Source organism: Methylomonas sp. Kb3 (assembly GCF_002834115.1).
GTDB lineage: Bacteria > Pseudomonadota > Gammaproteobacteria > Methylococcales > Methylomonadaceae > Methylomonas > Methylomonas defluvii.
Genome location: NZ_PIZT01000010.1, coordinates 226,844 through 249,448 on the forward strand (window position 1 = coordinate 226,844; position 22,605 = coordinate 249,448).

At 53.6% G+C, this 22,605-nt stretch carries 26 protein-coding genes; 18 read left to right on the forward strand and 8 right to left on the reverse strand.

Annotation, left to right across the window (positions count from 1 at the left end):
• Positions 1–8: 8 nt before the first annotated feature.
• Positions 9–2,078: a polyphosphate kinase 1 gene (ppk1, locus tag CWO84_RS08310; protein WP_033156281.1), complete on the reverse strand. Its 2,070-nt coding sequence runs from the start codon at positions 2,076–2,078 to the stop codon at positions 9–11.
• A gap of 126 nt (positions 2,079–2,204) precedes the next feature.
• On the opposite strand from ppk1, the gene cysM reads away from it, so the two are divergent.
• From cysM to truA, 4 genes are read left to right on the forward strand one after another with little or no spacing between them, the layout of a single operon-like run.
• A complete protein-coding gene (gene cysM / locus CWO84_RS08315) occupies positions 2,205–3,095 on the forward strand; it encodes a cysteine synthase CysM (protein WP_033156280.1) in 891 nt (296 codons plus the stop codon).
• A 58-nt stretch (positions 3,096–3,153) separates the two neighbouring features.
• Positions 3,154–4,476 carry a 23S rRNA (uracil(1939)-C(5))-methyltransferase RlmD gene (rlmD, locus tag CWO84_RS08320; RefSeq protein WP_033156279.1) on the forward strand — a complete coding sequence of 441 codons (1,323 nt, stop codon included), beginning with the start codon at positions 3,154–3,156 and terminating at the stop codon, positions 4,474–4,476.
• Entirely contained in the window at positions 4,473–4,994 is a 522-nt protein-coding gene (locus CWO84_RS08325; RefSeq protein WP_051669876.1) for a L,D-transpeptidase, read from the forward strand. Before rlmD ends, CWO84_RS08325 begins: the two co-directional genes overlap by 4 nt.
• A 12-nt stretch (positions 4,995–5,006) precedes the next feature.
• Complete coding sequence (gene truA / locus CWO84_RS08330) at positions 5,007–5,810, forward strand: tRNA pseudouridine(38-40) synthase TruA (protein ID WP_033156278.1); 804 nt, start codon at positions 5,007–5,009, stop codon at positions 5,808–5,810.
• A 31-nt stretch (positions 5,811–5,841) separates the two neighbouring features.
• Here the strand turns inward: truA and CWO84_RS08335 are convergent, their stop codons facing one another.
• Positions 5,842–7,161 (reverse strand): AMP-binding protein, encoded by a 1,320-nt coding sequence (locus tag CWO84_RS08335; protein WP_033156277.1) that lies wholly within the window; start codon positions 7,159–7,161, stop codon positions 5,842–5,844.
• Between the two features lie 235 nt (positions 7,162–7,396).
• Here CWO84_RS08335 and CWO84_RS08340 point away from each other — a divergent pair, with 235 nt between their 5' ends.
• The 13 genes from CWO84_RS08340 to CWO84_RS08400 all read left to right on the forward strand — a co-directional run bounded on the left by CWO84_RS08340 (position 7,397) and on the right by CWO84_RS08400 (position 17,289).
• Positions 7,397–8,623: an NAD(P)/FAD-dependent oxidoreductase gene (locus CWO84_RS08340; RefSeq protein WP_033156276.1), complete on the forward strand. Its 1,227-nt coding sequence runs from the start codon at positions 7,397–7,399 to the stop codon at positions 8,621–8,623.
• Positions 8,624–8,633: 10 nt separating this feature from the next.
• Positions 8,634–9,803, forward strand: coding sequence for a beta-ketoacyl-ACP synthase (locus CWO84_RS08345; RefSeq protein ID WP_101052292.1), 1,170 nt, complete (start codon positions 8,634–8,636; stop codon positions 9,801–9,803).
• On the forward strand, positions 9,775–10,266 hold the full coding sequence (locus tag CWO84_RS08350; protein WP_225893097.1) for a 3-hydroxylacyl-ACP dehydratase: 492 nt from the start codon (positions 9,775–9,777) through the stop codon (positions 10,264–10,266). Before CWO84_RS08345 ends, CWO84_RS08350 begins: the two co-directional genes overlap by 29 nt.
• Positions 10,263–10,991: a 3-oxoacyl-ACP reductase FabG gene (gene fabG, locus CWO84_RS08355; protein ID WP_033156274.1), complete on the forward strand. Its 729-nt coding sequence runs from the start codon at positions 10,263–10,265 to the stop codon at positions 10,989–10,991. Before CWO84_RS08350 ends, fabG begins: the two co-directional genes overlap by 4 nt.
• A complete protein-coding gene (locus CWO84_RS08360) occupies positions 10,985–12,220 on the forward strand; it encodes a beta-ketoacyl-ACP synthase (RefSeq protein ID WP_033156273.1) in 1,236 nt (411 codons plus the stop codon). Before fabG ends, CWO84_RS08360 begins: the two co-directional genes overlap by 7 nt.
• Before the next feature lies 1 nt (position 12,221).
• Positions 12,222–13,010 carry a beta-ketoacyl synthase chain length factor gene (locus CWO84_RS08365; protein WP_051669872.1) on the forward strand — a complete coding sequence of 263 codons (789 nt, stop codon included), beginning with the start codon at positions 12,222–12,224 and terminating at the stop codon, positions 13,008–13,010.
• A gap of 172 nt (positions 13,011–13,182) precedes the next feature.
• Positions 13,183–13,431, forward strand: a complete 249-nt coding sequence (locus tag CWO84_RS08370; protein ID WP_101052293.1) for an acyl carrier protein — start codon at positions 13,183–13,185, stop codon at positions 13,429–13,431.
• Positions 13,432–13,437: 6 nt separating this feature from the next.
• Positions 13,438–14,085, forward strand: coding sequence for a hypothetical protein (locus CWO84_RS08375; protein WP_101052294.1), 648 nt, complete (start codon positions 13,438–13,440; stop codon positions 14,083–14,085).
• 2 nt (positions 14,086–14,087) lie between these two features.
• Complete coding sequence (locus tag CWO84_RS08380) at positions 14,088–14,465, forward strand: AMP-dependent synthetase (RefSeq protein ID WP_101052295.1); 378 nt, start codon at positions 14,088–14,090, stop codon at positions 14,463–14,465.
• The gene (locus CWO84_RS08385) at positions 14,449–15,192 is read left to right on the forward strand and encodes a glycosyltransferase family 2 protein (RefSeq protein WP_101052296.1); all 744 of its coding nucleotides are present in this window, start codon (positions 14,449–14,451) and stop codon (positions 15,190–15,192) included. Before CWO84_RS08380 ends, CWO84_RS08385 begins: the two co-directional genes overlap by 17 nt.
• Positions 15,189–16,157, forward strand: coding sequence for a lipid A biosynthesis acyltransferase (locus tag CWO84_RS08390; protein ID WP_101052297.1), 969 nt, complete (start codon positions 15,189–15,191; stop codon positions 16,155–16,157). Before CWO84_RS08385 ends, CWO84_RS08390 begins: the two co-directional genes overlap by 4 nt.
• Before the next feature lies 1 nt (position 16,158).
• The gene (locus CWO84_RS08395; protein ID WP_101052298.1) at positions 16,159–16,575 is read left to right on the forward strand and encodes an acyl-CoA thioesterase; all 417 of its coding nucleotides are present in this window, start codon (positions 16,159–16,161) and stop codon (positions 16,573–16,575) included.
• Between the two features lie 147 nt (positions 16,576–16,722).
• Entirely contained in the window at positions 16,723–17,289 is a 567-nt protein-coding gene (locus CWO84_RS08400) for a hypothetical protein (RefSeq protein ID WP_101052299.1), read from the forward strand.
• 65 nt (positions 17,290–17,354) lie between these two features.
• Here the strand turns inward: CWO84_RS08400 and CWO84_RS08405 are convergent, their stop codons facing one another.
• From CWO84_RS08405 to CWO84_RS08415, 3 genes are read right to left on the reverse strand one after another with little or no spacing between them, the layout of a single operon-like run.
• Positions 17,355–17,732 carry a rhodanese-like domain-containing protein gene (locus tag CWO84_RS08405; protein ID WP_101052300.1) on the reverse strand — a complete coding sequence of 126 codons (378 nt, stop codon included), beginning with the start codon at positions 17,730–17,732 and terminating at the stop codon, positions 17,355–17,357.
• A 52-nt stretch (positions 17,733–17,784) separates the two neighbouring features.
• A complete protein-coding gene (locus tag CWO84_RS08410; protein ID WP_240618001.1) occupies positions 17,785–18,609 on the reverse strand; it encodes a polysaccharide deacetylase family protein in 825 nt (274 codons plus the stop codon).
• A complete protein-coding gene (locus tag CWO84_RS08415; protein WP_101052302.1) occupies positions 18,606–19,724 on the reverse strand; it encodes an acyl-CoA dehydrogenase family protein in 1,119 nt (372 codons plus the stop codon). The genes CWO84_RS08410 and CWO84_RS08415 overlap by 4 nt, the downstream gene beginning before the upstream one ends.
• A 229-nt stretch (positions 19,725–19,953) precedes the next feature.
• On the opposite strand from CWO84_RS08415, the gene CWO84_RS08420 reads away from it, so the two are divergent.
• On the forward strand, positions 19,954–20,697 hold the full coding sequence (locus CWO84_RS08420; protein ID WP_101052303.1) for a YkgJ family cysteine cluster protein: 744 nt from the start codon (positions 19,954–19,956) through the stop codon (positions 20,695–20,697).
• A gap of 110 nt (positions 20,698–20,807) precedes the next feature.
• Here CWO84_RS08420 and CWO84_RS08425 read toward each other — a convergent pair whose 3' ends face one another.
• The 3 genes from CWO84_RS08425 to CWO84_RS08435 all read right to left on the reverse strand — a co-directional run bounded on the left by CWO84_RS08425 (position 20,808) and on the right by CWO84_RS08435 (position 22,530).
• Entirely contained in the window at positions 20,808–21,242 is a 435-nt protein-coding gene (locus CWO84_RS08425) for a GNAT family N-acetyltransferase (RefSeq protein WP_101052304.1), read from the reverse strand.
• Positions 21,243–21,332: 90 nt separating this feature from the next.
• Positions 21,333–21,863, reverse strand: coding sequence for a transposase (locus CWO84_RS08430; protein ID WP_101052305.1), 531 nt, complete (start codon positions 21,861–21,863; stop codon positions 21,333–21,335).
• 73 nt (positions 21,864–21,936) lie between these two features.
• Positions 21,937–22,530 carry a hypothetical protein gene (locus CWO84_RS08435; RefSeq protein WP_101052306.1) on the reverse strand — a complete coding sequence of 198 codons (594 nt, stop codon included), beginning with the start codon at positions 22,528–22,530 and terminating at the stop codon, positions 21,937–21,939.
• Positions 22,531–22,605 lie beyond the last annotated feature (75 nt).

Here is a 22,605-nt window from a genome sequence, read left to right on the forward strand (position 1 = left end):
GGCTTATCCTATCCGCAAAACGCTTTGAGCAGTTCGCTCTGCACTTGATAAATGGCTTGATCGTCGGCGCGCAAATGCCGGTACTGGCCGTCGCTTTGCAATTGCCAGGCTTGGGCGTTATCTCTGAGATACGCATCCAGGTCGTTAAGAATTCGTTCGGCAATTCGCTTGTCGGCGATAGGGAAACAGACCTCCACGCGGCGGAACATGTTGCGGTTCATCAAGTCGGCGCTGGATGCGTAAACCGCCCAATCGCCGCCGTTGCAAAACGCATAGATGCGGGTATGTTCCAGAAAGCGGCCGACAATAGAGCGTACTTCGATATTCTCGGAAACCCCCGGCACGCCCGGCCGCAAGCAACAGACGCCACGCACGATCATTTTGATTTCCACGCCGGCTTGCGAGGCGCGGTACAGGGCTTGAATCGCCTGTTCCTCAACTACGGCATTGACCTTGATAATAATTCTGGCCGGCTTGCCTTTTTTGGCATGCTCGATTTCTCTATCAATCATCTTCAGGATGCCGTGGTGCAAAGTAAACGGAGATTGCAGCAGCTTATTCAGTTTGCTGACCTTGCCTAAACTGGTCAGTTGCATGAATACCCGGCGTACGTCTTCACCCAATTCTTTTTCGCAAGTAAACAAGCCGTAGTCGGTATAAAGCCGAGCAGTTTTAGGATGATAGTTGCCGGTGCCCAGATGTACGTAATTGCGCAAAGTGCTGCCTTCCTTGCGCAAAACCATGCACATTTTAGCGTGGGTTTTATATCCCACCACCCCGTACACCACGTGAGCCGCGGCTTCTTGCAGTTTTGCGGCCAGACCAATGTTGTCCTTTTCATCGAAACGCGCCCGCAGCTCGATGACGACCGTGACTTCCTTGCCGGCGCGTGCGGCTTTAATCAAGGCCGCGACGATAGGCGAGTCCACGCCGGTGCGGTACAAGGTTTGTTTGATGGCTAGTACATCCGGATCGGCAGCGGCCTGGCGAATGAAATCCACCACCGGCGAGAATGATTCGTACGGATGATGTAGCAAAATATCCTGCTTACGGATACTGGCAAAAATATCCTTGTTGCGCCCTAGCGCTGGCGGCACGCTGGATTTGAAGGGCGTAAATTTCAGGTCGGGGCGTTCGACCATGCTCAAGATGGTTTGCATCCGGCTTAAATTGACCGGACCGTTGGCTAAAAATAAGCGGTCCGGTTTTAAATCAAAGCGCGCCAACAAGAAATTCACGGTCTCTTCGGGACAATTACCGTCGATTTCCAGGCGTACTTCATCGCCGTAATTGCGCATCGCCAGTTCGCCTTCCACGGCCAGCATTAAGTCGTCGATCGCGTCGTCGTCGACGAAAAAATCGCTGTTGCGGGTGACCCGGAATTGATAACAGCCCTTGACCATCATGCCGTTGAACAACTCGTTGACGAACGCATGAATGATGGAGGACAGAAACACAAAATCGTAAGGCCCGCTATCGGTCTCGGTAACAGGTAATTGCACGATGCGGGGTAGGGCGCGCGGTGCCTGCAAAACCGCCCGGCCGCTGTTGCGGCCGAACGCATCTTTGCCGGTCAGAGAGATGATGAAATTTAAGCTTTTATTGAGAATGCGCGGAAACGGATGTGCCGAATCCAGCCCGACCGGGGTCAGAATCGGCAACAGCTCTTCGTTGAAATATTTTTCCAGCCAGGCTTTTTGTGCCGGGCTCCAGCGGTCGCGCCTTAAGAAACGAATATTTTCGGTTTCCAGGCAGGGGATCAGTACTTCGTTAAGTACCCGATATTGCTCTGCGACCAGTTCGTGGGCTTTGATCGAGATTTTGTCGAATTGCTCGTTAATGGTTAAGCCGTCGGAACTGACCAGATTGGGGTCCATTTCCGCCATTTGTATCAAGCTGGCGACACGTACTTCGTAAAACTCATCCAGATTGGAACAAGAAATGCATAAGTAATTCAGTCGTTCCAGTAGCGGCAGCGTTTCGTCCAGGGCTTGCGCGAGCACCCGAAAGTTGAACTCCAATAAGCTGTGTTCGCGGTTGATGTAAAGCTCGGGACTATTTAAATCGATGGATTCCATGTCGGCTGCTGGTTTGATTGGGGTCAGTCGATTATAAATGAAATTTTTTCGCCTTGGGTTACAGCGGCGCTTGAGGTCTGGAACTTGCTATAATCGCCGCCGTAAACTTAACCGGACGTTAAAGTCATGAACTTTCCAACCATAGAATCTTTTGTCGGAAATACGCCATTAGTGCGTTTGCAACGCCTGCCGGTCGCTGGCGGCAATACTATTTTGGTGAAGCTGGAAGGTAACAATCCGGCTGGTTCGGTTAAAGACCGGCCTGCCTTAAGCATGATTCAACACGCCGAAGCGCGTGGCGAGATCAAACCCGGCGACCGTTTAATCGAAGCCACTAGCGGCAATACCGGGATTGCTTTGGCGATGGCGGCGGCGATCAAGGGTTATAAGATGACCTTGATCATGCCGGACAATATGAGCGCCGAACGCATTGCGTCGATGAAAGCCTACGGCGCGGAGATTATCCTGACGCCGGCCAAAGGCAGCATGGAAGCAGCGATTGATCTGGCACGGGCCATGGAAGCGCGCGGCGAGGGACGGATTCTGGATCAATTCGCTAATCCCGATAATCCGTTGGCGCATTACGAAGGCACCGGTCCGGAAATCTGGCGCGACACACAGGGTAAGATTACGCATTTCGTCAGCTCCATGGGCACCACCGGCACCATCATGGGTACGTCAAGGTATTTGAAAGAGCAGAATCCCGAGATTCAAATCATCGGCGTGCAGCCGGAAGGCGAATCGAAAATCCCGGGTATTCGCCGCTGGCCTAAGGAATATTTACCTAAAATATACGACGCGGTGCGGGTGGATAGCATCATCGAAGTCAATCAGCTGAACGCGGAAAACACCACGCGCGCCTTGGCAGCACAAGAGGGTATTTTTGCCGGCGTATCCTCCGGCGGTGCGGTTTACGCGGCCTTGCAATTATCCCAACAAATTGAAAATGCCTTGATCGTGGCGATAGTCTGCGACCGGGGCGACCGCTATTTATCCACCGGCATTTTTCCAACCTAAACAACGCAGCGGCATATTGGGTTACACCACGCTAACCCAACCCACCCAATCGAGCACAATGGCCCACAAGAAAAAACTCCCGTTAGACCCCGTCACCGTTACCATAGAATCTTTGTCCCACGATGGCCGCGGCGTCAGCCACGTCAATGGCAAAGTCGTGTTTATCGACGAAGCCTTGCCCGGCGAAACGCTGGAATTTGTCTACACCGACAGTCGTAAAGACTATGCAGAAGGCAAAGTGGTCAATCTGATAAGCCGATCTGAGCATCGGGTCGAACCGGCTTGTCCGCATTTCGGCAGTTGCGGCGGTTGCAGTTTTCAACATGTCGATGACGCCGAACAGATCAATTTCAAAGAGGACTTGCTGCACGATCAGTTCCGCCGCATCGGTAAAGTCGAGATTCCGCAAATCTGGGAAGCTTTGACCGGCCCGCACTGGGGGTATCGCAGCAAGGCGCGGATGGGCGTGAAATGGGTGGCGAAAAAGAATAGGGTGTTAGTGGGTTTTCGCGAGCGGCGCAATCCGTTTTTAGCGGAAATCGATAGCTGTAAAGTGATGAACCCCATCGTCGGCGAGAAGCTGATCGCTTTGGGTGAGATGATCGCCGGGTTGACGGTGAAAGACAAAATTCCGCAAATCGAAGTGGCGATTGGCGATAAGGAATGCGTACTGGCGTTTCGAGTGCTGGAGCCACCGACCGATGCCGATAAACGACGGCTGCGCGAGTTTGCCCATCAACATCAGCTCAGCATTTGTCTGCAGCCGAAAGGTCCGGATACCATCGTGCCTTTGGACGGCGAGCCGGAAGTCATTCCGAGTTACGCCCTAGCCGAACAAGGCGTTAAGTTCAATTTCCGCCCGGCGATGTTTACCCAAGTCAATTATCAGATCAATCAAAAGATGGTGACGCGGGCCTTGGCAGCGCTGGAATTAAGCAAAGACGACAGGGTGCTGGATTTATTCTGCGGCTTGGGTAATTTCACCCTACCACTGGCGACCCAGGCGGGTCAGGTCGTCGGTGTGGAAGGCGACTTGCCGCTGGTCAAGCACGCTCGGGAAAATGCCAAGTTGAATAACCTGGATAATGTTGAATTTCATGTCGCCGATCTGACTAAGGATTTGAAAGACCAACCCTGGTCCAAGCAAAAATTTACCAAGGTGTTGCTGGACCCATCGCGGGCCGGCGCATCGGAAGTGTTACACAACTTGAAACACTGGCAACCGGAGCGGATTGTTTACGTATCTTGCAACCCATCCACCTTGGCCCGCGATGCCGGAATTTTGGTGAACGAGCTGGGTTACAAGTTGGTTAAGGCCGGGGTGATGGACATGTTCCCGCAAACCGCGCATGTCGAATCGATAGCCTTGTTTGTAAAATGATTCAGGGTTCTGCGGCAACGCAGCACTATCACTTTGCAGCGCCTTATTTGGACATCGCCATTGCCGAGCAGCGCCTGCACTTAGTACACGGCAGCGAGGTGTTGGCCCAATTTCCGGTCTCTACCGCTAAAAACGGCCCCGGCGAAAAAAAAGGCAGCTACTGCACGCCGACCGGCTGGCATAAGATCCGCGCCAAAATCGGTGCCGGCCTGCCGATCAACAGCGTACTGGCAGGCCGGCGGCCAACCGGCGAAATCTACACGCCAGAGCTGGCTGCGCAGCATCCGCAACGCGACTGGATTCTCAGCCGCATCCTGTGGCTGGGCGGCTTGGAACCGGGCAAAAACCGCTACGGCGATGTGGACACCACATGGCGTTATATCTATATCCACGGCACACCAGACGAATTGATGCAAGGTAAACCGGAGTCGCACGGCTGTATTCGCATGCTCAACGCCGATCTGATCAACTTATTCGAGCAGATTGCCGTGGGTTGCCGGGTGTGGATTCATGAATAAACAGCAACCGATATGCCGCGCATCGTTTTAGGCGTCGAATACGACGGCAGTGCTTACGCCGGCTGGCAATGGCAGGACGGTAAAGCGACCGTGCAAGGCCAGTTGGAAAAAGCCTTGAGTAAAATCGCCAATCAACCGATTACCGTACTTTGCGCGGGCCGCACCGATGCTGGCGTGCATGCGCTGGAACAAGTGGTGCATTTTGATTGCGACACAGAGCGCGATATGCGCGGCTGGTTGATGGGCGGCAACAGCCATTTGCCGGATGACATCCGTATTATCTGGGCACAAACGGCGCTGGGCGACTTTCATGCTCGCTACAGCGCCATCGCCCGCGCTTATCGGTATGTGATTTTGAATCGGCCGATGAAGTCGGCTTTGCTAAGAACTCAGGCTACCTGGTGTTACCAGCCGCTGGACGAGCAAGCCATGCATCAAGCCGCGCAGGTGCTACTGGGTGAACACGATTTTTCCTCGTTTCGCGCGCAGAGTTGTCAATCGGTCAGTCCCAACCGCTTGATGCATTTTATTGATGTATACCGCGACGATCAGCGGGTGATCATCGATCTCTGCGCCAATGCCTTTTTGCATCATATGGTCAGAAATATCGCCGGGGTATTGATGGAAATCGGTATGGGCCGGCGGCCGGTGGATTGGACTGCCGAACTTTTGGAGACTAAAGACCGCTCCCAAGCTGCGATGACCGCCCCCCCGCATGGTTTACATCTCGCGGCTGTGTATTACCCGGAGCATTATGCGATCGCCAAAAACCCCTTGTTCGATAAGCTGCCGGCAGACGCAAAGCGGCATGATTAATCTGGCCTGCGCATCGCGCCTGGCAAGTCGTCTAACTTAAACTTTCTAACAGATTTTCCAGTTCGGTTTTTGCCAGCTTACCTGTCCCGTTTCTCGGAATCTTAGTAACAAAATGAATTTTTCGCGGCAGAAACACCTCATCCAGATAGGGCTGTAGACCCCGCCGAATGGCTTGGCTGTCTAGTTTGCTGACCACGACAGCGGCCAGTCGGCCATTATCCTGGATGAAACAAACACCGTCGTCTACGCCGTCTATGTCCAGCAAGCGACGATTCAGTTCGGTCAGGGACGCGCGCTTGCCGCCGATTTTCACCATGTCTTGATCCCGGCCCAATACGGTAAAACAGCCGTCGGCTTGGATCTGCACAGTGTCTTGCAAAGGCACTGCTATCGGCAAATGCGCAGCTTGCAGACAGCTTTGCCCGCTTTCATATTGATGCAAGCGGCAACCGTCGTAAGGTCGCCACGGGTTCTCAAGTAAGGTCTCGCGGCTGGCAAACGACAGGGTTTCGGTGCTGCCATAGATTTCGCGGGGGGATTGCCCTAAAATTGCCGCGGTTTCACCGGCCAGCTTTGCGGATAAAGTGTCGGTGGCAGAAATTATGCCGGCCAGATTGTCCCAAGCGCCGGTGGTTTTGATTAAGGAACGCAAATGGGTCGGTGTTGACGCCAGCACAACGGGCCAAGGCGCGGTATTCATCGTTTGCCGGATGTCTTCGGCGAAAAACGGCCGGCCGTCGTGCAGCACCAGTTGGGAAAACAGCGGCCAAAATACCGAGGTTTCCAGGCCGTACATATGTTGCGGCGGGGTGGTGGAGAGCATCAATAGTTGCTGCTTGGCTAATCCCAGGCTGCTGACCGCCATTTCGGCGGAGGTTTTAAAGGTATGCAGGCTATGCGGGCAGGGCTTGGGTTTGCCGGTGCTGCCGGAGGTGAAGGCAATCACGGCGGTGCGCTGCCAGTCGAAATCGGGTGGCGATGCTGCGCTTGCAGCGTTTGGCGCGATGACTTCGAACCAATCCAAACCCTTTTGCTGAGGCGCGTGTTCTCTGGCGATATACGCGCCTGGATAGTCGCGCAGAATTTCCAGAATAACCGCCATTTGCCCGGCGGGTGGCAGCAGGCAAATCTGCCCGCGTACCGCCGCCGCTAACAGGCACAGGCAAAACAGGTAGCGGTTTTCGCATAAATTAAATTGATAGGGCTGGTCCGGCAATTGCGCGGCCAGGGCCGCCACGTCCGCCCATAAATTGCCGCGGCTTACCACATGGTCGTTGTAGAGGGCAAACGGCGCTGTGTGGTTAGAATATAGTGGTGTCGGTGGGGCGGGGATTTTGTGGGATTCCTGCATGGAATGGGCTTTATTCTATTCGGTGCAATGCCGTTAAGTTATGCTTTGGCGTTGTTAATTCCCCTCTTTGAAAAAGAGGGGCAGGGGAGATTTCATAAATAAATCCCCCTCGAGCCCCTTCATGCCCATATGGGTACTTTTCCAACGGGGGAAGAACGTTAACTTAGCGGCATTGCCGCTGTTTCTGAATTTTGTACTGGAAGTATTTTAACCGGATAAGAGGGTTGGTAAGTAAATGGATGCAGATGTATTGATTATCGGGGCCGGCCCCTCCGGCAGCGTGGCTGCCAAGATGCTGAAACAACTCGGTCACCAAGTGGTGATTCTGGAAAAGGAACAGTTTCCGCGCTTTTCGATTGGCGAAAGCCTGCTACCGCAGTGCATGGCTTTCATGGAAGCCGCTGACATGCTGCCGGCCGTGACGGCGGAAGGTTTTCAATTCAAAAACGGCGCGGCATTTTCCAGAGCCGGCAAACTCACCGAATTCGATTTCACCCAGAAATTTAGCCCAGGCTGGGGCACCACCTTTCAAGTACCGCGCGCCCATTTCGATAAGGTGTTGGCCGATAGCGCCGAAGCGGCCGGCGTGCCTATTCATTATCAACAAACCATCCAGTCTGCCGATTTTAGTAATCCTGAGCAAGCCAGCCTGACCAGCGTGGATGCCAACGGTGTGCACAAGCAATGGCGGGCAAAGATGGTATTGGATGCCAGCGGTTTTGGCAGGGTCTTGCCAAGATTATTGGATCTGGAAACGCCTTCGTCATTGTCGCCGCGCCGCGCGCTGTTCACGCATATCGAGGATCGGATTACTGTATCCGATTACGACCGCAATAAAATTTTAATTGCCATTCATCCGAAATTTCATGAAATCTGGTACTGGCTGATTCCGTTCAGTAACGGCAGAAGCTCGCTCGGTGTGGTGACGCCCGCGGGTTTTCTGGACCAGCGCAGCGGAGAGCCGCTGGAAGTGTTAAAGGACATTGCCTTCGAAGAGCCACGTCTCGCCGAGCTGTTGACCAACGCCCGTTTCGATACCCCGGCTAACACCATCGGCGGCTACTCGGCCAACGTCAAGCAACTCTATGGACAGGGCTTTGCGTTACTCGGCAATGCCGGCGAATTTTTGGATCCGGTGTTTTCATCCGGCGTGACGATTGCGATGAAATCCGCCGCGTTGGCCGTACCCTTGGTTGACCGGCAATTACGCGGTGAGCCGGTAAACTGGTCTATCGAATACGAGCGGGCTTTGCGCAAGGGCATAGAGGTATTTCGGGCTTATGTGGAGGCTTGGTACGATGGCCGTTTTCAGCAAATTATTTTCGAGGAAAATCAGTTGGCCAGCGTCAAGGCCATGATTTGTTCCATTCTTGCTGGCTATGCCTGGGACGAGGAAAACCCCATGACGCAGCGCAGTGCTAAGAAAATCGAGGCCATCTTGGCAACTTATCAAACTGCCTGAGCGGTGTCATTTGTATTTACATGATTTAGGTCTGGTCTGTGCGCTGGGCGGCAGCAAGGCTGACATCTTAGCCGCATGGCTTGCCGGAGGTTCTGTTCAGCCTGTTCCACCGACCTGGCTGGATTCGGCTATTCCCGCATTCGGCGTGCTAACGGAATTACCGGCCATTCCCGCCAAACTTAAACAATACGATTGCCGCAATAACCGTTTGCTGTTGTCGGCGCTTTGCCAGATCGAGTCCGCTATCAGCACCGCCATAGTTCGTTACGGCGCAGATCGCGTTGGCATAGTGGTAGGCACTAGTACCTCGGGGATTGCCGAGGGTGAAAGTGCGGTGCAAGTGTTGCGGGCAAGCGGGAGCATGCCTGGTCACTATCACTACAAGCAGCAGGAATTGGGTGGCGTAGCGGAGTTTTTGGCGGCGTACCTGGACGTTCGCGGCCCGGCCTACACCGTCTCCACCACGTGTTCATCCAGTGCCAATGCCTTGGCTTCCGCGCGCCGCCTGCTGCGCTTGGGCGTCTGCGATGCGGTCGTAGTGGGCGGTGCCGACAGTTTATGCCACACCACGCTGGAAGGCTTTTTTGCATTGGGTGCCCTTAGCAAAACCACTTGCAATCCGTTCAGTAAAAACCGCGACGGCACGACGATAGGCGAAGGTGCGGCTTTATTTTTGATGACGCGCGAGCCTGGAGACATCGCGTTGCTGGGTGTTGGGGCCAGTGCCGATGCCTATCATATTTCTGCGCCGCGCCCTGACGGTAGCTGCGCGTTACTGGCAATGCAGGCGGCATTGGCCGATGCACAGCTAAAGCCTGAGCAAATCGATTACATCAACCTGCACGGCACGGCCACCTGGCAAAACGATGCGATGGAAAATCGGGCGGTTGCGCAGTTGTTCGGTAGCGATACGGCATGCAGCTCCAGCAAACCGTCCACCGGCCATTGTTTGGGTGCGGCCGGTGCGCTGGAAGCAGGTTTATGCTGGTTGCTACTGTCTGATTTACATCAAGAAAGGTGTTTACCTGCGCATCTTTGGGATGGCGAACCTGACCCGGACATGACTCGACTAAACTTGGTCGGGCTGGAAAACCAGCAGCCAAAGCCGCTACAATACTGCCTTAGCAACTCTTTTTCATTCGGCGGAAACAATGTGTCCCTGCTCATTGGACATCCCTGACAGTCCAGCGGCTTTTCCCTATGCCATCGAATCCCTAGTACCTCAGTCCGGGCGTATGGTGCTGTTGGACCGGGTCCTGGAAGTAAGTGACAGCCATATCGTGGTCGAATTGCAGGTGCGCGACGACGGCCTGTTTTCGTGTGGCGATCACAGCGTGCCGGCCTGGGTAGGTTTGGAATACATGGCGCAAACTATTGCCGCCTACTCCGGTTATCACCGCAAGTGCCGAGGCGAAGCGATTGGTTTGGGGTTTTTATTAGGCACTCGCTACTTCGAATGTTCAGTCGGCAGTTTTCCCTGTGGTGCCAAACTGACCGTCAGTGCGGAAAAAATTATCGAGGCCGCCAATGATATGTCCGTGTTTGACTGCACGATAACCGGGAAAAATATTAAGGCCCGCTCGAAGTTGAATGTGTTGCTGCCACAGGATTCGCAAAAATTTCTCGCCGGAAAAGGAATATGAACCAACCCACCATCCTGGTCACGGGATCCAGCCGAGGCATCGGCAAAGCCATCGCCCTGCGCCTTGCTCGCGAGGGCTACGATATTGTGCTGCATTGCCGTAGTCGGCTGAATGAAGCCGAGCAAGTGAAACAACAGATTGTCGAGATGGGCCGCCAGGCGCGCGTACTGAGCTTTGATTTAGCCGACCGCCATGCGGCCAAAGACAGTTTGGAAAACGATATTCAAGCCCATGGCGCCTACTATGGTGTGGTGTGCAATGCCGGCCTTTCCCGAGACAATGCCTTTCCAGCGCTGAGCGGCGAGGATTGGGACCAGGTGTTGCGCAGTAATCTGGATGGTTTTTACAACGTGCTTTATCCGCTGGTTATGCCGATGATACAACGCCGTAAACCGGGACGCATCGTCACGCTGTCTTCCGTGTCCGGTTTAGTCGGCAACCGCGGCCAAGTCAATTACAGCGCGGCCAAAGCCGGCATTATCGGCGCCACCAAAGCGCTGGCGGTGGAGTTGGCGAAACGCAAAATCACCGTCAATTGTGTGGCCCCCGGTTTAATCGAAACCGAGATGCTGGAAGGCTTGCCCCTTGAAGAAGCCCTTGCCGCCGTACCTGCCAAACGCTTAGGCACGCCGGAAGAAGTCGCGGCCTTGGTGGCGTTTTTGATGTCCGAAGATGCCGCTTACATTACCCGGCAAGTGATTTCGGTGAATGGAGGTTTGTGTTGACCCGCCGCGTCGTCGTGACCGGCATGGCCGGTTTTTCGCCAATTGGCAACGATTGGCAGGAAATACGCGGCAGCCTTTTAGCCAAGCAATCCGGCATTCGTTACATTCCGGAATGGGAAATTTATAACGGCCTGCTGACCCGTTTAGCGGGGGCAGTGGAAAATTTCACGCTGCCGGGCCATTACACCCGCAAAAACACCCGCAGCATGGGCCGAGTCTCGTTAATGGCAACTCGGGCTACGGAACTGGCTATGCTTGATGCCGGTTTGCTGGGTGATCCGATTATCAGCAGCGGCCGCACCGGTGTAGCCTACGGTTCGTCAGTCGGATCGACGCCGGCTATCGCCGATTTCGGCAGAATGCTGATTAATCACGACATTGGCAATCTGAATGCCACCACCTATTTAAAGATGATGGGCCACACCACCTGCGCCAACGTGGCCTTGTTTTTTCAGGTGCGCGGCCGGGTCATACCTTCTGTCAGTGCGTGTACCTCAGGCAGTCAGGGCATCGGTTACGCCTACGAAGCGATCAAATATGGTTTGCAGGACGTGATGCTGGCGGGCGGCGCGGAAGAGCTTTGCCCGACCGAAGCGGCGTTATTCGATGCGCTCTACGCCACCAGCACCCGTAACAGCGAACCAAATCTGACTCCGCGGCCTTTCGACCGCGACCGCGACGGTTTGGTGATAGGGGAGGGTGCTTGTACCTTGGTATTGGAGGAACGGGAACGCGCTGTGGCGCGCGGCGCGCGGATCTACGCCGAAGTTGCCGGGTTTGCCACCAATGCCGACGGTGTGCACGCCACGCAGCCCAATGCCGACACAATGCAGGTGGTGATGCGTCTGGCCTTACGGGATGCACAGCTTGAGCCGCAGCAAATTGCTTATATCAGTGCTCACGGCACTGCCACTGAGCAGGGCGACATTGCCGAAAGTCATGCAACGGCCGCAGTGTTTGGCGGCAACACCCCGATTAGCAGTTTGAAAAGTTTCACTGGTCATACCTTGGGTGCTTGTGGGGCCTTGGAAGCCATGGTGGCAATTCAGATGCTGAGGGAAGGCTGGTTTCATCCCAATTTGAACCTGGATAATCTCGATCCGCGTTGTGCCGAGCTGGATTATCTGACCAGCGACGGCCGTCATATCCACGCCGACTACATCGTTAGTAATAATTTTGCGTTTGGCGGCATCAACACATCTTTGGTTTTACAGCGCTGGGATAGCTGAGTTGACCGAGAACATGGCCGAGTCAGGCAGGGAAAGCCGTTTGGCTTTCACAGTAAAGCACTGGTGTTTCTGGCAATCCGCGCCGGAGCCCCAAACCACTAGCTGGCCCAACGGTGAAATATTGCCGTATAACCAAGGTAAGGCCGATGTGGGGTTTTTACCGGCGATGCAAAGGCGCAGATTATCACCTTTAGCCAGAGCGGCCTGCGCTGTGGCCTGGCGCAGTCGTAGCGAAAACGGCGATATGCCCTCGGTATTTTTCTCAAGCCATGGCGAAAGCCAGTATTATTTCGAGATGCTTGAAGAGTTGGCAGAGGGCGAACATGTTTCGCCCAGCCGCTTCAGCCAGTGCGTGCATAATGCCATCGCCGGCTTGTCCAGTTTCCATAGTACAAGCTATTTACCGTATGTAGCCTTGGCCGGCGGTACGGAAGGGCTGTATGCGGCTTTTATGGAAGCAGGCGGCATGTTGCTGGATGTTCCCCAGGTTTTGCTCGTCTGTTATGAACAGCCTTTGCCGGAGGCTTATTTGTCTTATCTGCCCGGCAGTCAAACGACCTGGGCTTTGGCAATGACGCTGGGGCGATCAGCCAGTGCCGGGCCGCAATTGCAGCTGACGCGCGAGCCGGCAAATGGCACGGCAATGCCGGAAAAGGGCTTGCCCAATTTCGTGCAAGCAGTCATATCCGGCCGGCAAAGCGGATCATGTCGGCAGGACAGGGCAATCTGGCATTGGCGTTTGGACGAGTTTCATAACTCGATTGCCAGCGGCCTAAGCGATCTGCCGTAACCCAGGGTATAATCCCTGTTTGGCGTAGTAATTTATCGCGCGGTTGGCACAGATACTTTGGCGCTTGGAGTGGTGCCAGAGGACAATACAATATCAACCGATACTCGCTAAATCGAGGCTTTAGAGCGATTGTCAGGCCGAGTCGAGTATCGCAATAGGAAACAACACCCGTATGAAGACCCAAGAAGACGTATTCGCCACCTTAAGAGAATTGATGTCGGAAATGTTCGAGTTAACGCCCGAGGACATCACCTTGGAGGCTAACTTGCGGCAGGATTTGGACATCGACAGCATCGATGCGGTGGATTTGATGGTCAGGCTGCGCGAGATTACCGGCAAACGCATCAATCCCGAGGATTTCAAAAATGCCCGCACCATCCAGGACGTGGTGGATACTGTTTACCGGATCAGTGCTGAATAAGCCTGGATGTTTAAAGATTTTTTCACCAATCGGGTCCTGACCAAGATTCAGGCAAATCCAGACACCCGCATTTGCCCAAAACCTCCAGCAGAGTCTCGGCAAATCATCCTGAATGTGATTATCGGGGCCGCGACGGTCAGCTATCCCTTTCTGATTTGGTTTTCCGCAGATTACTTTCAACCCCGTTCCATGGCTTTAGGGCTAGCTGGATTGTTCTTGCTGCGTTACTGGCTGCAAAAACAGCGTAAATCGGTGGCTGTAGCCGAGTCTAGGTTGATATTGGCCTGCGCGCTGTTTCTATTGCTGAGCGCACTGGTTAACGATGCCGACTGGCTGCTGGCTTATCCGGTGTTTGTTAGTCTGCTGTTTTTTGCGGTATTTGCCTTCAGTTTGATCCATCCGCCGACGGTAGTGGAACGCCTGGCCAGGCTGGAATTTCCGGATCTGCCCGCCCACGGCGTGCTGTATACCCGGAAAGTGACGCTGGTGTGGAGCGTTTTTTTTCTGGGCAACGCGGCAATTTCCTTGCTGACTATTTGGTATGGCGACCGCTGGTTGTGGAGCCTTTACAATGGTTGTATCTCGTATGTGCTGATGGGTTTGTTAATGGCAGCAGAAATGGCGGTACGCCGCAAAGTGAAGGCCAGCTTTTGAGTATGAAAAATCAGGGAAGCGCACCAGGCGTTTTGTTTCCGGAAACGCTAGGCGAACACATTCAGGCTGATGGTAGGGTGTTGGCTTTGCGCATTCCCAAAGATCTGACTTATTTCAACGGTCATTTCGACGAAATTGCGGTGGTGCCCGGAGTCGTGCAAATCCAATGGGCGGCGCATTATGCCCGGCAATACCTGGGTTTAACCCGCGACTTCAGTCATATGGAATCGGTAAAATTCAAAGAGCTATTGTTACCTGGACAGGAGCTGGAATTGGCATTGCACTATCTGCAACAAGCCGGCAAATTGACATTTTGTTACCGTTCGGCGACCTGCGAATACAGCTCGGGTAGAATTTACTTTCATGACCACCACCTTTAATCCCTGCATCTTGATTCCGGTTTATAACCACGAAAAGCCGCTCCTAGGCATTGTTGAGCGCTTGGCTACGCATCAACTGCCGTGCCTATTGGTGGATGACGGTAGCGATGCGGCCTGCGCCGAGGTGATTCGCGGCTTAGCCGAGCAATATGCCTGGGTGCAAAGTATCAGGCTGGAGGTTAACCAAGGCAAGGGTGCGGCGGTCAAGGCCGGCATTCTGGCGGCTCAAGCCCAAGGGTTTTCGCACGCGCTGCAAATCGATGCCGACGGCCAGCACGATTTAAACGATGTGAATAAATTTCTAAGCGCCGCCAAACAAGCGCCGGAAGCGGCAGTTATCGGTCGAGCGCTATTCGACGCATCGATTCCTAAACTGCGCTACTACGCCCGCTACCTGACCCATATTTGGGTACATATCAACACGCTGTCTTTCGCCATCCCCGACTCGATGTGCGGCTACCGGGTTTACCCGCTGGCGTCTTGCGCAAAGTTGATTCAAAGCCAAGCCATGGAAAATCGCATGGGTTTTGATACGGAGATTTTGGTGCGGCTTTATTGGCAAGGCGTGACAGTCATCTCCATTCCCACTCAGGTGCGCTACCCGCTGGACGGCTTATCGCATTTCCGGGCTTTGGAGGACAATCTGCTGCTCAGTCAGACTCATGCCTGTTTATTTTTCGGTATGTTGTTACGCTGGCCCAAACTGCTGCTGAGGCATTTTCGATGAAGCCCGCGAACACCGCCGCCCGGCATTGGGCAGCCGTGGAGGAAAACAGCCTGCTTTTGGGTATACAGGCTCTGGTGTGGGTGTATCGGCTGTTCGGCCGCTGGGTATTTCGTCTGTTTTTGCGGCCGGTGGTCAGTTACTACTTTCTGGCCGGGCGTCTTGCCCGCGAGTCTTCCAGGGAATATTTGCGCCATTTGGCCGATTTTTACCCGGCGTTGGGTTTGGGCAGCGGACTCTGGCAGAGTTACCTGCATTTTTTGAGCTTCGGCGAAACCTTGCTGGATAAAATCGTAGTGTGGACCGGTAACATCACGCCTGAGCAAGTAGACTTTCCTAATCGTCAGCTCCTGTTGGATTTGATCGAACAAAAGCGCGGGGCCATGCTACTGTCCGGACACATCGGTAACCTGGAAATTTGCCAGGCCATCGCCACGATGCGCGGCCACATTCATCTCAACATCTTGGTGCATACCAAACATGCCGAGAAATTCAACCGGCTGCTCGGCAGCCGCGGCAGCGCCACCATCCAACTAATTCAAGTGACGGAGTTAAGTCCCGCCATTGCAATTACCTTGCAGGAAAAGATCGAGCGCGGCGAATTTCTGGTGATGGTCGGTGACCGAATTCCGGTGCAAGGCGGCCGCACGGTGTCGGCCAGCTTTCTGGGAGAGGACGCCGAATTTCCGCAAGGCCCGTATCTGCTGGCTTCGCTGTTGCGTTGCCCGGTATATACCTTGTTTTGCTTTCCGGTGAACGGTCGATTCAAAATCCATCTGGAACACTTTGCGGAATCTATCCGCATCCCGCGCGGTGAACCCAAAAGGCAAGACATGCTGAAAAAACTGGCGCGACAATATGCCGAACGACTGGAAGCCTACTGCCGGATAGCGCCGCTACAATGGTTTAATTTTTATCCGTATTGGAGCAAGACAGCTGCGGGCGATGCAGCTGCCGAGGACAAATAATATGCTGCGCGCCGAAGTCGAATTGACCGTGCCTTTTCATGACATCGATCTATTGAATATTGCCTGGCACGGCCATTATTGCAAGTACATCGAGATTGCCCGCTGCGCGATGCTGGACAAAATCGGCTACGGTTATATGGCCATGAAAGAAACCGGTTACGTCTGGCCGATTGTGGATTTGCAATTGCGTTACGTGCGTCCCGCGCAGTTCGAGCAGCGGATTCGGGTATCGGCCGAGTTGGTGGAATGGGAATACCGGATGAAGATTAAATATCGGGTTGCCGATGCCGAAACCGGCGAAGTATTAGCCAAGGGCCATACCATCCAGGCCGCCGTTGATGCGGTCAGCCGCGAAATGTGTTTCGCTTCGCCGGCGGTGTTTCTGGAAAAACTCGGAATTAAAATCGAAGCGCCATAGCCCAGCTAGACCGCACACCATTTTTTGTGCTTAATACGATTGCTTGTTTTTTGGATTTTCCAGGCTGTACTATCTGGTCTGCCCTCGCGGCGCTATATTTAGACCGGCGCCAGCTTTTTCTTAACCTTTTACTCGGGGATTTTGGAGATGTTCAGAAAAAACTACATTTTGATGCTGCTGTGTCTGGCTGTTTTGGCGGTAGGTTGTAAAAAAGAGCTTAAACCCGGCGAAGGCGCGGCGGCGACTGTCCAGCCCGCTCAGGTTTACTATACGCAGTTCAGCCTGTTCCAAGAGCAGAACCGGTTCCGCACCACCAATTACCGTAAAGGCCAATTGATTCCGATCAATACGCCAGTAGCGCTGCTGAAGCTGACCTCCGACGAGGCGGTGCTTAGGGTGGAGTCCAGTGGTCAACTGATTACGGTCGAAAACGTGCAGAAATTTACCAAGGACGATATGCCGATTGCCTTCAGTAAAATCGCCGGCACCGGCAAGGTAGACCTAAATCAATTTACCCCCACCGAGCGCGAAAGTATTTTGGCAGGGCAGGTGAAGACAGGCATGAGCAAAAAAGCCGTACTGGCCGCTATTGGTTATCCGCCGCAGCACGTCACACCCTCGCTGGACGGCGACGACTGGACTTACTGGTCCAACCTGTTCAACCGCTTTGTAGTGAAATTTAAAAACGGCAAGGTCGATAGTATTGTCGAATAAGCACAGGGGCTTTTGATTTACTGGCGCCGGCCGTTGCAGTGCCGGCTCCAGTAGCGATCATTGACCTATTCAAACCCAAATCCGGCTTTAGCCCAGGCTTTGCTTCCACCGTCAAGATTGCTTAAGTGGGTGTAACCCAATTCGTGCAGCGCTTTGGCAGCGGCATTTCCCATCGGCCCGCCTTCGCAATACAGATAAATCGGGGTATTTTTATCCTTGGGTAGTTTGTCCAAATACTGCTCAACATTGTTGTAAGGAATAAAAACGTCGGTGCCTTTGATATGCCGCTGCTCTGGCGTATGCACATCCACCAGAAAAATATCCTGGTTTTGCATCAGTTGGTTTAATTCGGGTGCAGCTATAACTTGCAAATAGTCTGGAGCATGATGTGCGCAAGCGCTCAGAAAGAACGCCAGAGCTGTAATGGAATAATATTTTTTCATGGCTTAAATCTCCGCAAACGGATGCATTAAATTGACAGGACTTTCCCTAAATTTACCGGGAACCATCCAAGCTTTCACCCAGCGTTACCGAGCGTAAATTCGCGGCGGCAATGGCCTCCAGCAAGGGCGGCAATACTTCCAGAATCACCGGATGGCCGCTGTTGGTCCGCGCAGCGTTACTGTCGTGCAACAACAGAATGTCGCCAGCTTTCAGGTCTTTCAACAATTTCGCCAAGACGACTTGCGGATTGCCTTCAATCGTATCGAAGCCGCGCTTGGTCCAACTAGCCAATTGCAAACCCAGGCGGCTGAGCACCGGATCAAGCAAAGGATTGCGCAAACCGACCGGCGGCCGAAAAAACCGGGGGCGAATGCCGGTCACCTCAGTCAGAGCATCCTGGGCCGCGTTTAGTTCGGCCAACCAGCCTTTTAGCAACAAAAACGGTAAATGGTATTGGTGGTGCATGCTGTGATTTTCCACCGCGTGGCCGCGTTTGACGATGTCCCGACACAAATCCGGGTAGCGTTGGGCTTTATCGGCGATGCAGAAAAACGTGGCTTTGGCGCCGAAACGATCCAGCATGTCCAGCACGGCGGGGGTGATTTCGGGATCGGGGCCATCGTCGATGGTAATGGCAATGTCGCCCCGCGCGGCGGCGGCAGGCGGCAGGGAGGTCCAGTTCGAGCCTACCCAAGAGCAGCGCGGCCAAAGCCCGGCAAAGGTTAAAACCAACTGATCGGCAATAAAAATAATCAAGGCCCAAGGCCAAATGCTTGGTTGAATAACTATCGCCAGCGGAGCGGCTATTGTTATTGCCAATGAAACCTTCATTAGCGGCGTAGGCTGCCAATTGCGGTAAGCGGAAAAATTCATCATGAATGGGGTTGCGTGTTTAACCGGTAAGCGTCGCCGGTACCGAGCAGGGCGGCGATCAGGTTTTTCTGCACTTCCGAACTGCCGGAAAACAAGCGGCCGGCCATTGCATCCTGCACCAATTCCGCCATAGCGCCCCCCGATTCCAAGCCGGCCGCGCCCATGATCTGCACTGCATCCATGCTGGATTGCAGGAAAGCCTCGGCCGCATAAAGCTTGGTTTGCGCCGACGCCATCGTCAGGCGTTGGCCGGCGTCGCATAATCGCGCGCATTTCCCCAGCCATAAATTGACGGTGTCCAGCCGTAATTTCATCTCGGCGATGCGATGGCTGACGGCCTGATGCTTACCCAAATGCACGCCGCCGGAGCGCCGCTCCCGGCTATAACGAACCACTTCCGCCAGTTGCCAATCCATGATCCCGGCGATGCCGGCGAACACGAAGGCCCGTTCGTATTCCAAAGCCTTTTGGATCATCTGGGTGCCGGCGCCGATTTTTCCCAACAGGCGATCGGCATCGATTCGACAATCTTGCAAACTCACGCTACCGGTGGCGCTGCCCCTGCAGGCATCCAATGTACTTTCATTGCTGAAATGGCAGCCGTCATCTTCACGGGACACCAGGAAAGCGGAAATCTTGCCGTCCAGCTTGGCGTAAATCACCAACCAGTCGGCCAATGGCACGTTAGTGATATAACGCTTTTCGCCGTTTAGTAGATAACCGTCGCCCGTTTGTTTGGCATGAGTAGTCATCGCTTGCACATCGGAGCCGCAAGACGGCTCGGTGATGGCATGCCCACCCAGCCAGTCTCCGCTTAACAAAAGCGGCAGAAATTTTTCTTTTTGCGCCTCGCTACCGTACAACAGGATAGGGTAAACCGAACCCCACAGATGGGCGTTGATCGCCAGCATCAGACCGGGATCGCGACAGGTTTCGCCAAGGCGGCGATGGGTTTTGACTAACGAGGCAAAGTTATCGCCAAAACCGCCGACGGCAGAGGGCAGGGCATGTCGAAACACACCAAGTTCGGCGATGGCGCGCAAACGGACTTTGATTTGGGCTTCGTTCGGTCGGCCTGCGTAAGCAAGGATCTCGGAAAAGTCAGTGGCTATAGTCATGGTTTAGGATTTAAGCAAACTCAATGAATTTGCGTTGTATTGTATCGTTCCCAAGCTCCTGCGTGGGAACGAAGGCATGCAACGTCGAGGTAAGCTTGCAAAGACAAAGTTTCTGTTTTTTCGCAAAAGCTTCTATGCTGGTTAGGCTTGGAACGCCAGGTCCCGCCGATTGCGATTGGTCGACCAGAGTAAGACTGGCTAGACAATTATCAATAACTTAAAAGCACGCATGAGCAAAACCACGCCAGCCAACGTCAAACTAACGCTTTACGGTAAGCCTATCGAGCTGAAATTCAGTGCGCCAACGGAAAAAGTGACGCCGGTGGCGATGCTGCCGGCACTGCATCGCATCAACAACACATTTGTCGAAACCGCAGTGGCTGTCTTTGTTGCGGACCAGGAGACCATCTCGTGCCAAGCCGGCTGCGGCGCGTGCTGCCGACAAGTCGTGCCGTTGGCGGAATTCGAAGCCTATCAAATCGCCGGTGTGGTCGAACAATTGCCCGAGCCAAGACGCTCGGCGGTCAAGCAACGCTTTGCCGACGCTTGCGAAAAACTGGACGCAATCCAGTGGCTGAGCCGGCTCGAACAGATGCTGGCTGAAGGCACCAGCCACGAAGCGGTAGAGCAACACGCGCTGAGCTATTTTCAGCAAGGGGTGCCCTGTCCGTTTTTGGAAGCGGAAAGTTGCTCCATCCATCAGGTCCGGCCATTGGCTTGCCGAGAATATCTGGTGACATCCCCGGCCGAACATTGCCAAAACCCGACACCGGAACACGTCAGGCACATCGAGTTAAAATTTCAGGTGTCCAAAATTGTCCGCAAACTTTGGCGCACCAGCCACATCAAAGACCTGGATTCGGTGCCGATGATTTACGCCTTGCAATGGGTCAAGAAACACCCCAATCAATTTCCAAAAAAGCGTGGCGAGGACTGGCTGCGGGAATTTTTTAACTATATGGCGAATCCGTGACGGCCAGTTTTTCTTATCGTTCCCACGCTCCAGCGTGGGAACGAAGCCCCGGACGCTCCAGCGTCACGGCTACCAAAGTGCAACCATCCAGATCGACACAATTACAAGTATCAGCCTAATTCCATGTGAAATAGCGCCCGGTCTTCACCAATAACTCTGAAGCCCATCCGGTCGTAGAGACGTTTTGCCGGGTTGATCTTTATCACGTCCAGTACCAATTTCTTATTCAGGTTTTTGGCCCGCAAAGCTTCTTGTGCCAGCAAAGTGGAGCCTATTCCCAGTCTTTGAAATTCAGGTAGCAGAAACAGGGTGCGAACCCAATGACTTTGCTCGCTCTCCTGCACATAGATAGCGCCGGCAGGTTCTTTGCCGATGCAAATCAGTTTGAAGTTTTGCACCTGTAGGTTTCTCCAGAAACCGGTATGTTGAAACTCGTCGTCCCAGCCCCATGCCCAATCGATGTAATCGCGCATCGATAGCTTGAACGCATTAAATATGAAATGTTTGTCATGCTCTGCTGCGTCGATCAGGCTAAAGGAGGTCATAAAGTAAGCCAAATGTTGTGTATCGTATGTATCTCTATCTTTCCCACGCTCCAGCGTGGGAATGCCGCCCCAGACGCTCCAGCGTCACGGCTACCACATGTCAATATCAAGCAAGCCACCCAATCCCGCATAGTTCGACGCACTGGAGTAACGCCAATGCTCGGGCAAATTCACATAACCCCGCTTCACCGGATTGGCATGAATATAATCCAACTTCTCCCGCATCATCGCTTCATTAAGAATCAGCTCAGCATGCACGCCTTCCTGCCAAAACTGAAACTCCCGGTCATGTTTATGCGCGCATTTGGCAAAGCGCAATCTCTGCAATAACTGTTCGGCTCGTTTCGCTTGCAGATGATCGATGATCCGCCGCGCGGTAAAGGCTTTGAAGCTGGCAACGCATTTATCCAGCGAGGTACTCTGAGCGATGAAATGCAGATGGTTCTCCAGAATCACGTAGCCATACAGTTTTAGGCCGACTTGTTGCCGTTGATATTGCCAGCAGTCGAGCAGGATTTGCACAGTTTCCGGCCGGGTAACGACCGGCAGCCATTCTACGACCGTGCAGGTCATGAAATGCGCTTGCAGGGGTTCAGTGATGGTGTAACGACTTCGGCGCATCGGCTGTTGGTTGGTTTAGGACGCTGGAGCGTCCGGGGCGGCGTTTCCACGCGGAGCGTAGGAACGATGGAAGTTAGTCGACAGCCTGATCATAGAGCAACTTTAGTTTTCGCATATTAACGGTGAAACTCTCATGTGACTCAAGCAACTGATTTCGGGCGGCTTGTGTGTGCCAGAAGACATTTGTAGTTTCGAAGGCCAGGAACGATATGAGTCGCGCAACTGATAAACAGATTCTTGGTAGACCTTGGACCTCCAGGCTCCAACCTTTAGGAGTGAAATGGATGAATTCGTTCCGAAGGGAATTTAGACGTTTGATGTCTCCTCCTTCAGAGCCAACGGGCATAAAGATCTTATTGCCGCCGAGCTTTCCAAGCTCCCGGTGTTTCACCTTTTTGTATAGATTTAGATAGGTGTCGAGTTGTTCTTGTGGGGGTGTTTCATTCTTCTCATAGGCAGCCATCCAATCGGTGTAACTTTTTTCTTTGAGGGCTAGCAGGCCATTTCCATGACGAAGCGACAAGACCATAACTCCTTGAGCTGAGTTGTGGAGTGAAATGATTACCCAACGCCAAAGATGTGGGTCGGTTTCAATGCCGCTAGCAAACTGCGCTGCCATCTTCATGGCATGCGCTGCCTCAAGCTCCTCGTCGGTACGTAAGTACATGATGTAGGCTAGCAAGTAATTATAAAGTTTCTGTATATCATCCCTGATTGCCGGTCTCCAAACAAAATTCGTAAC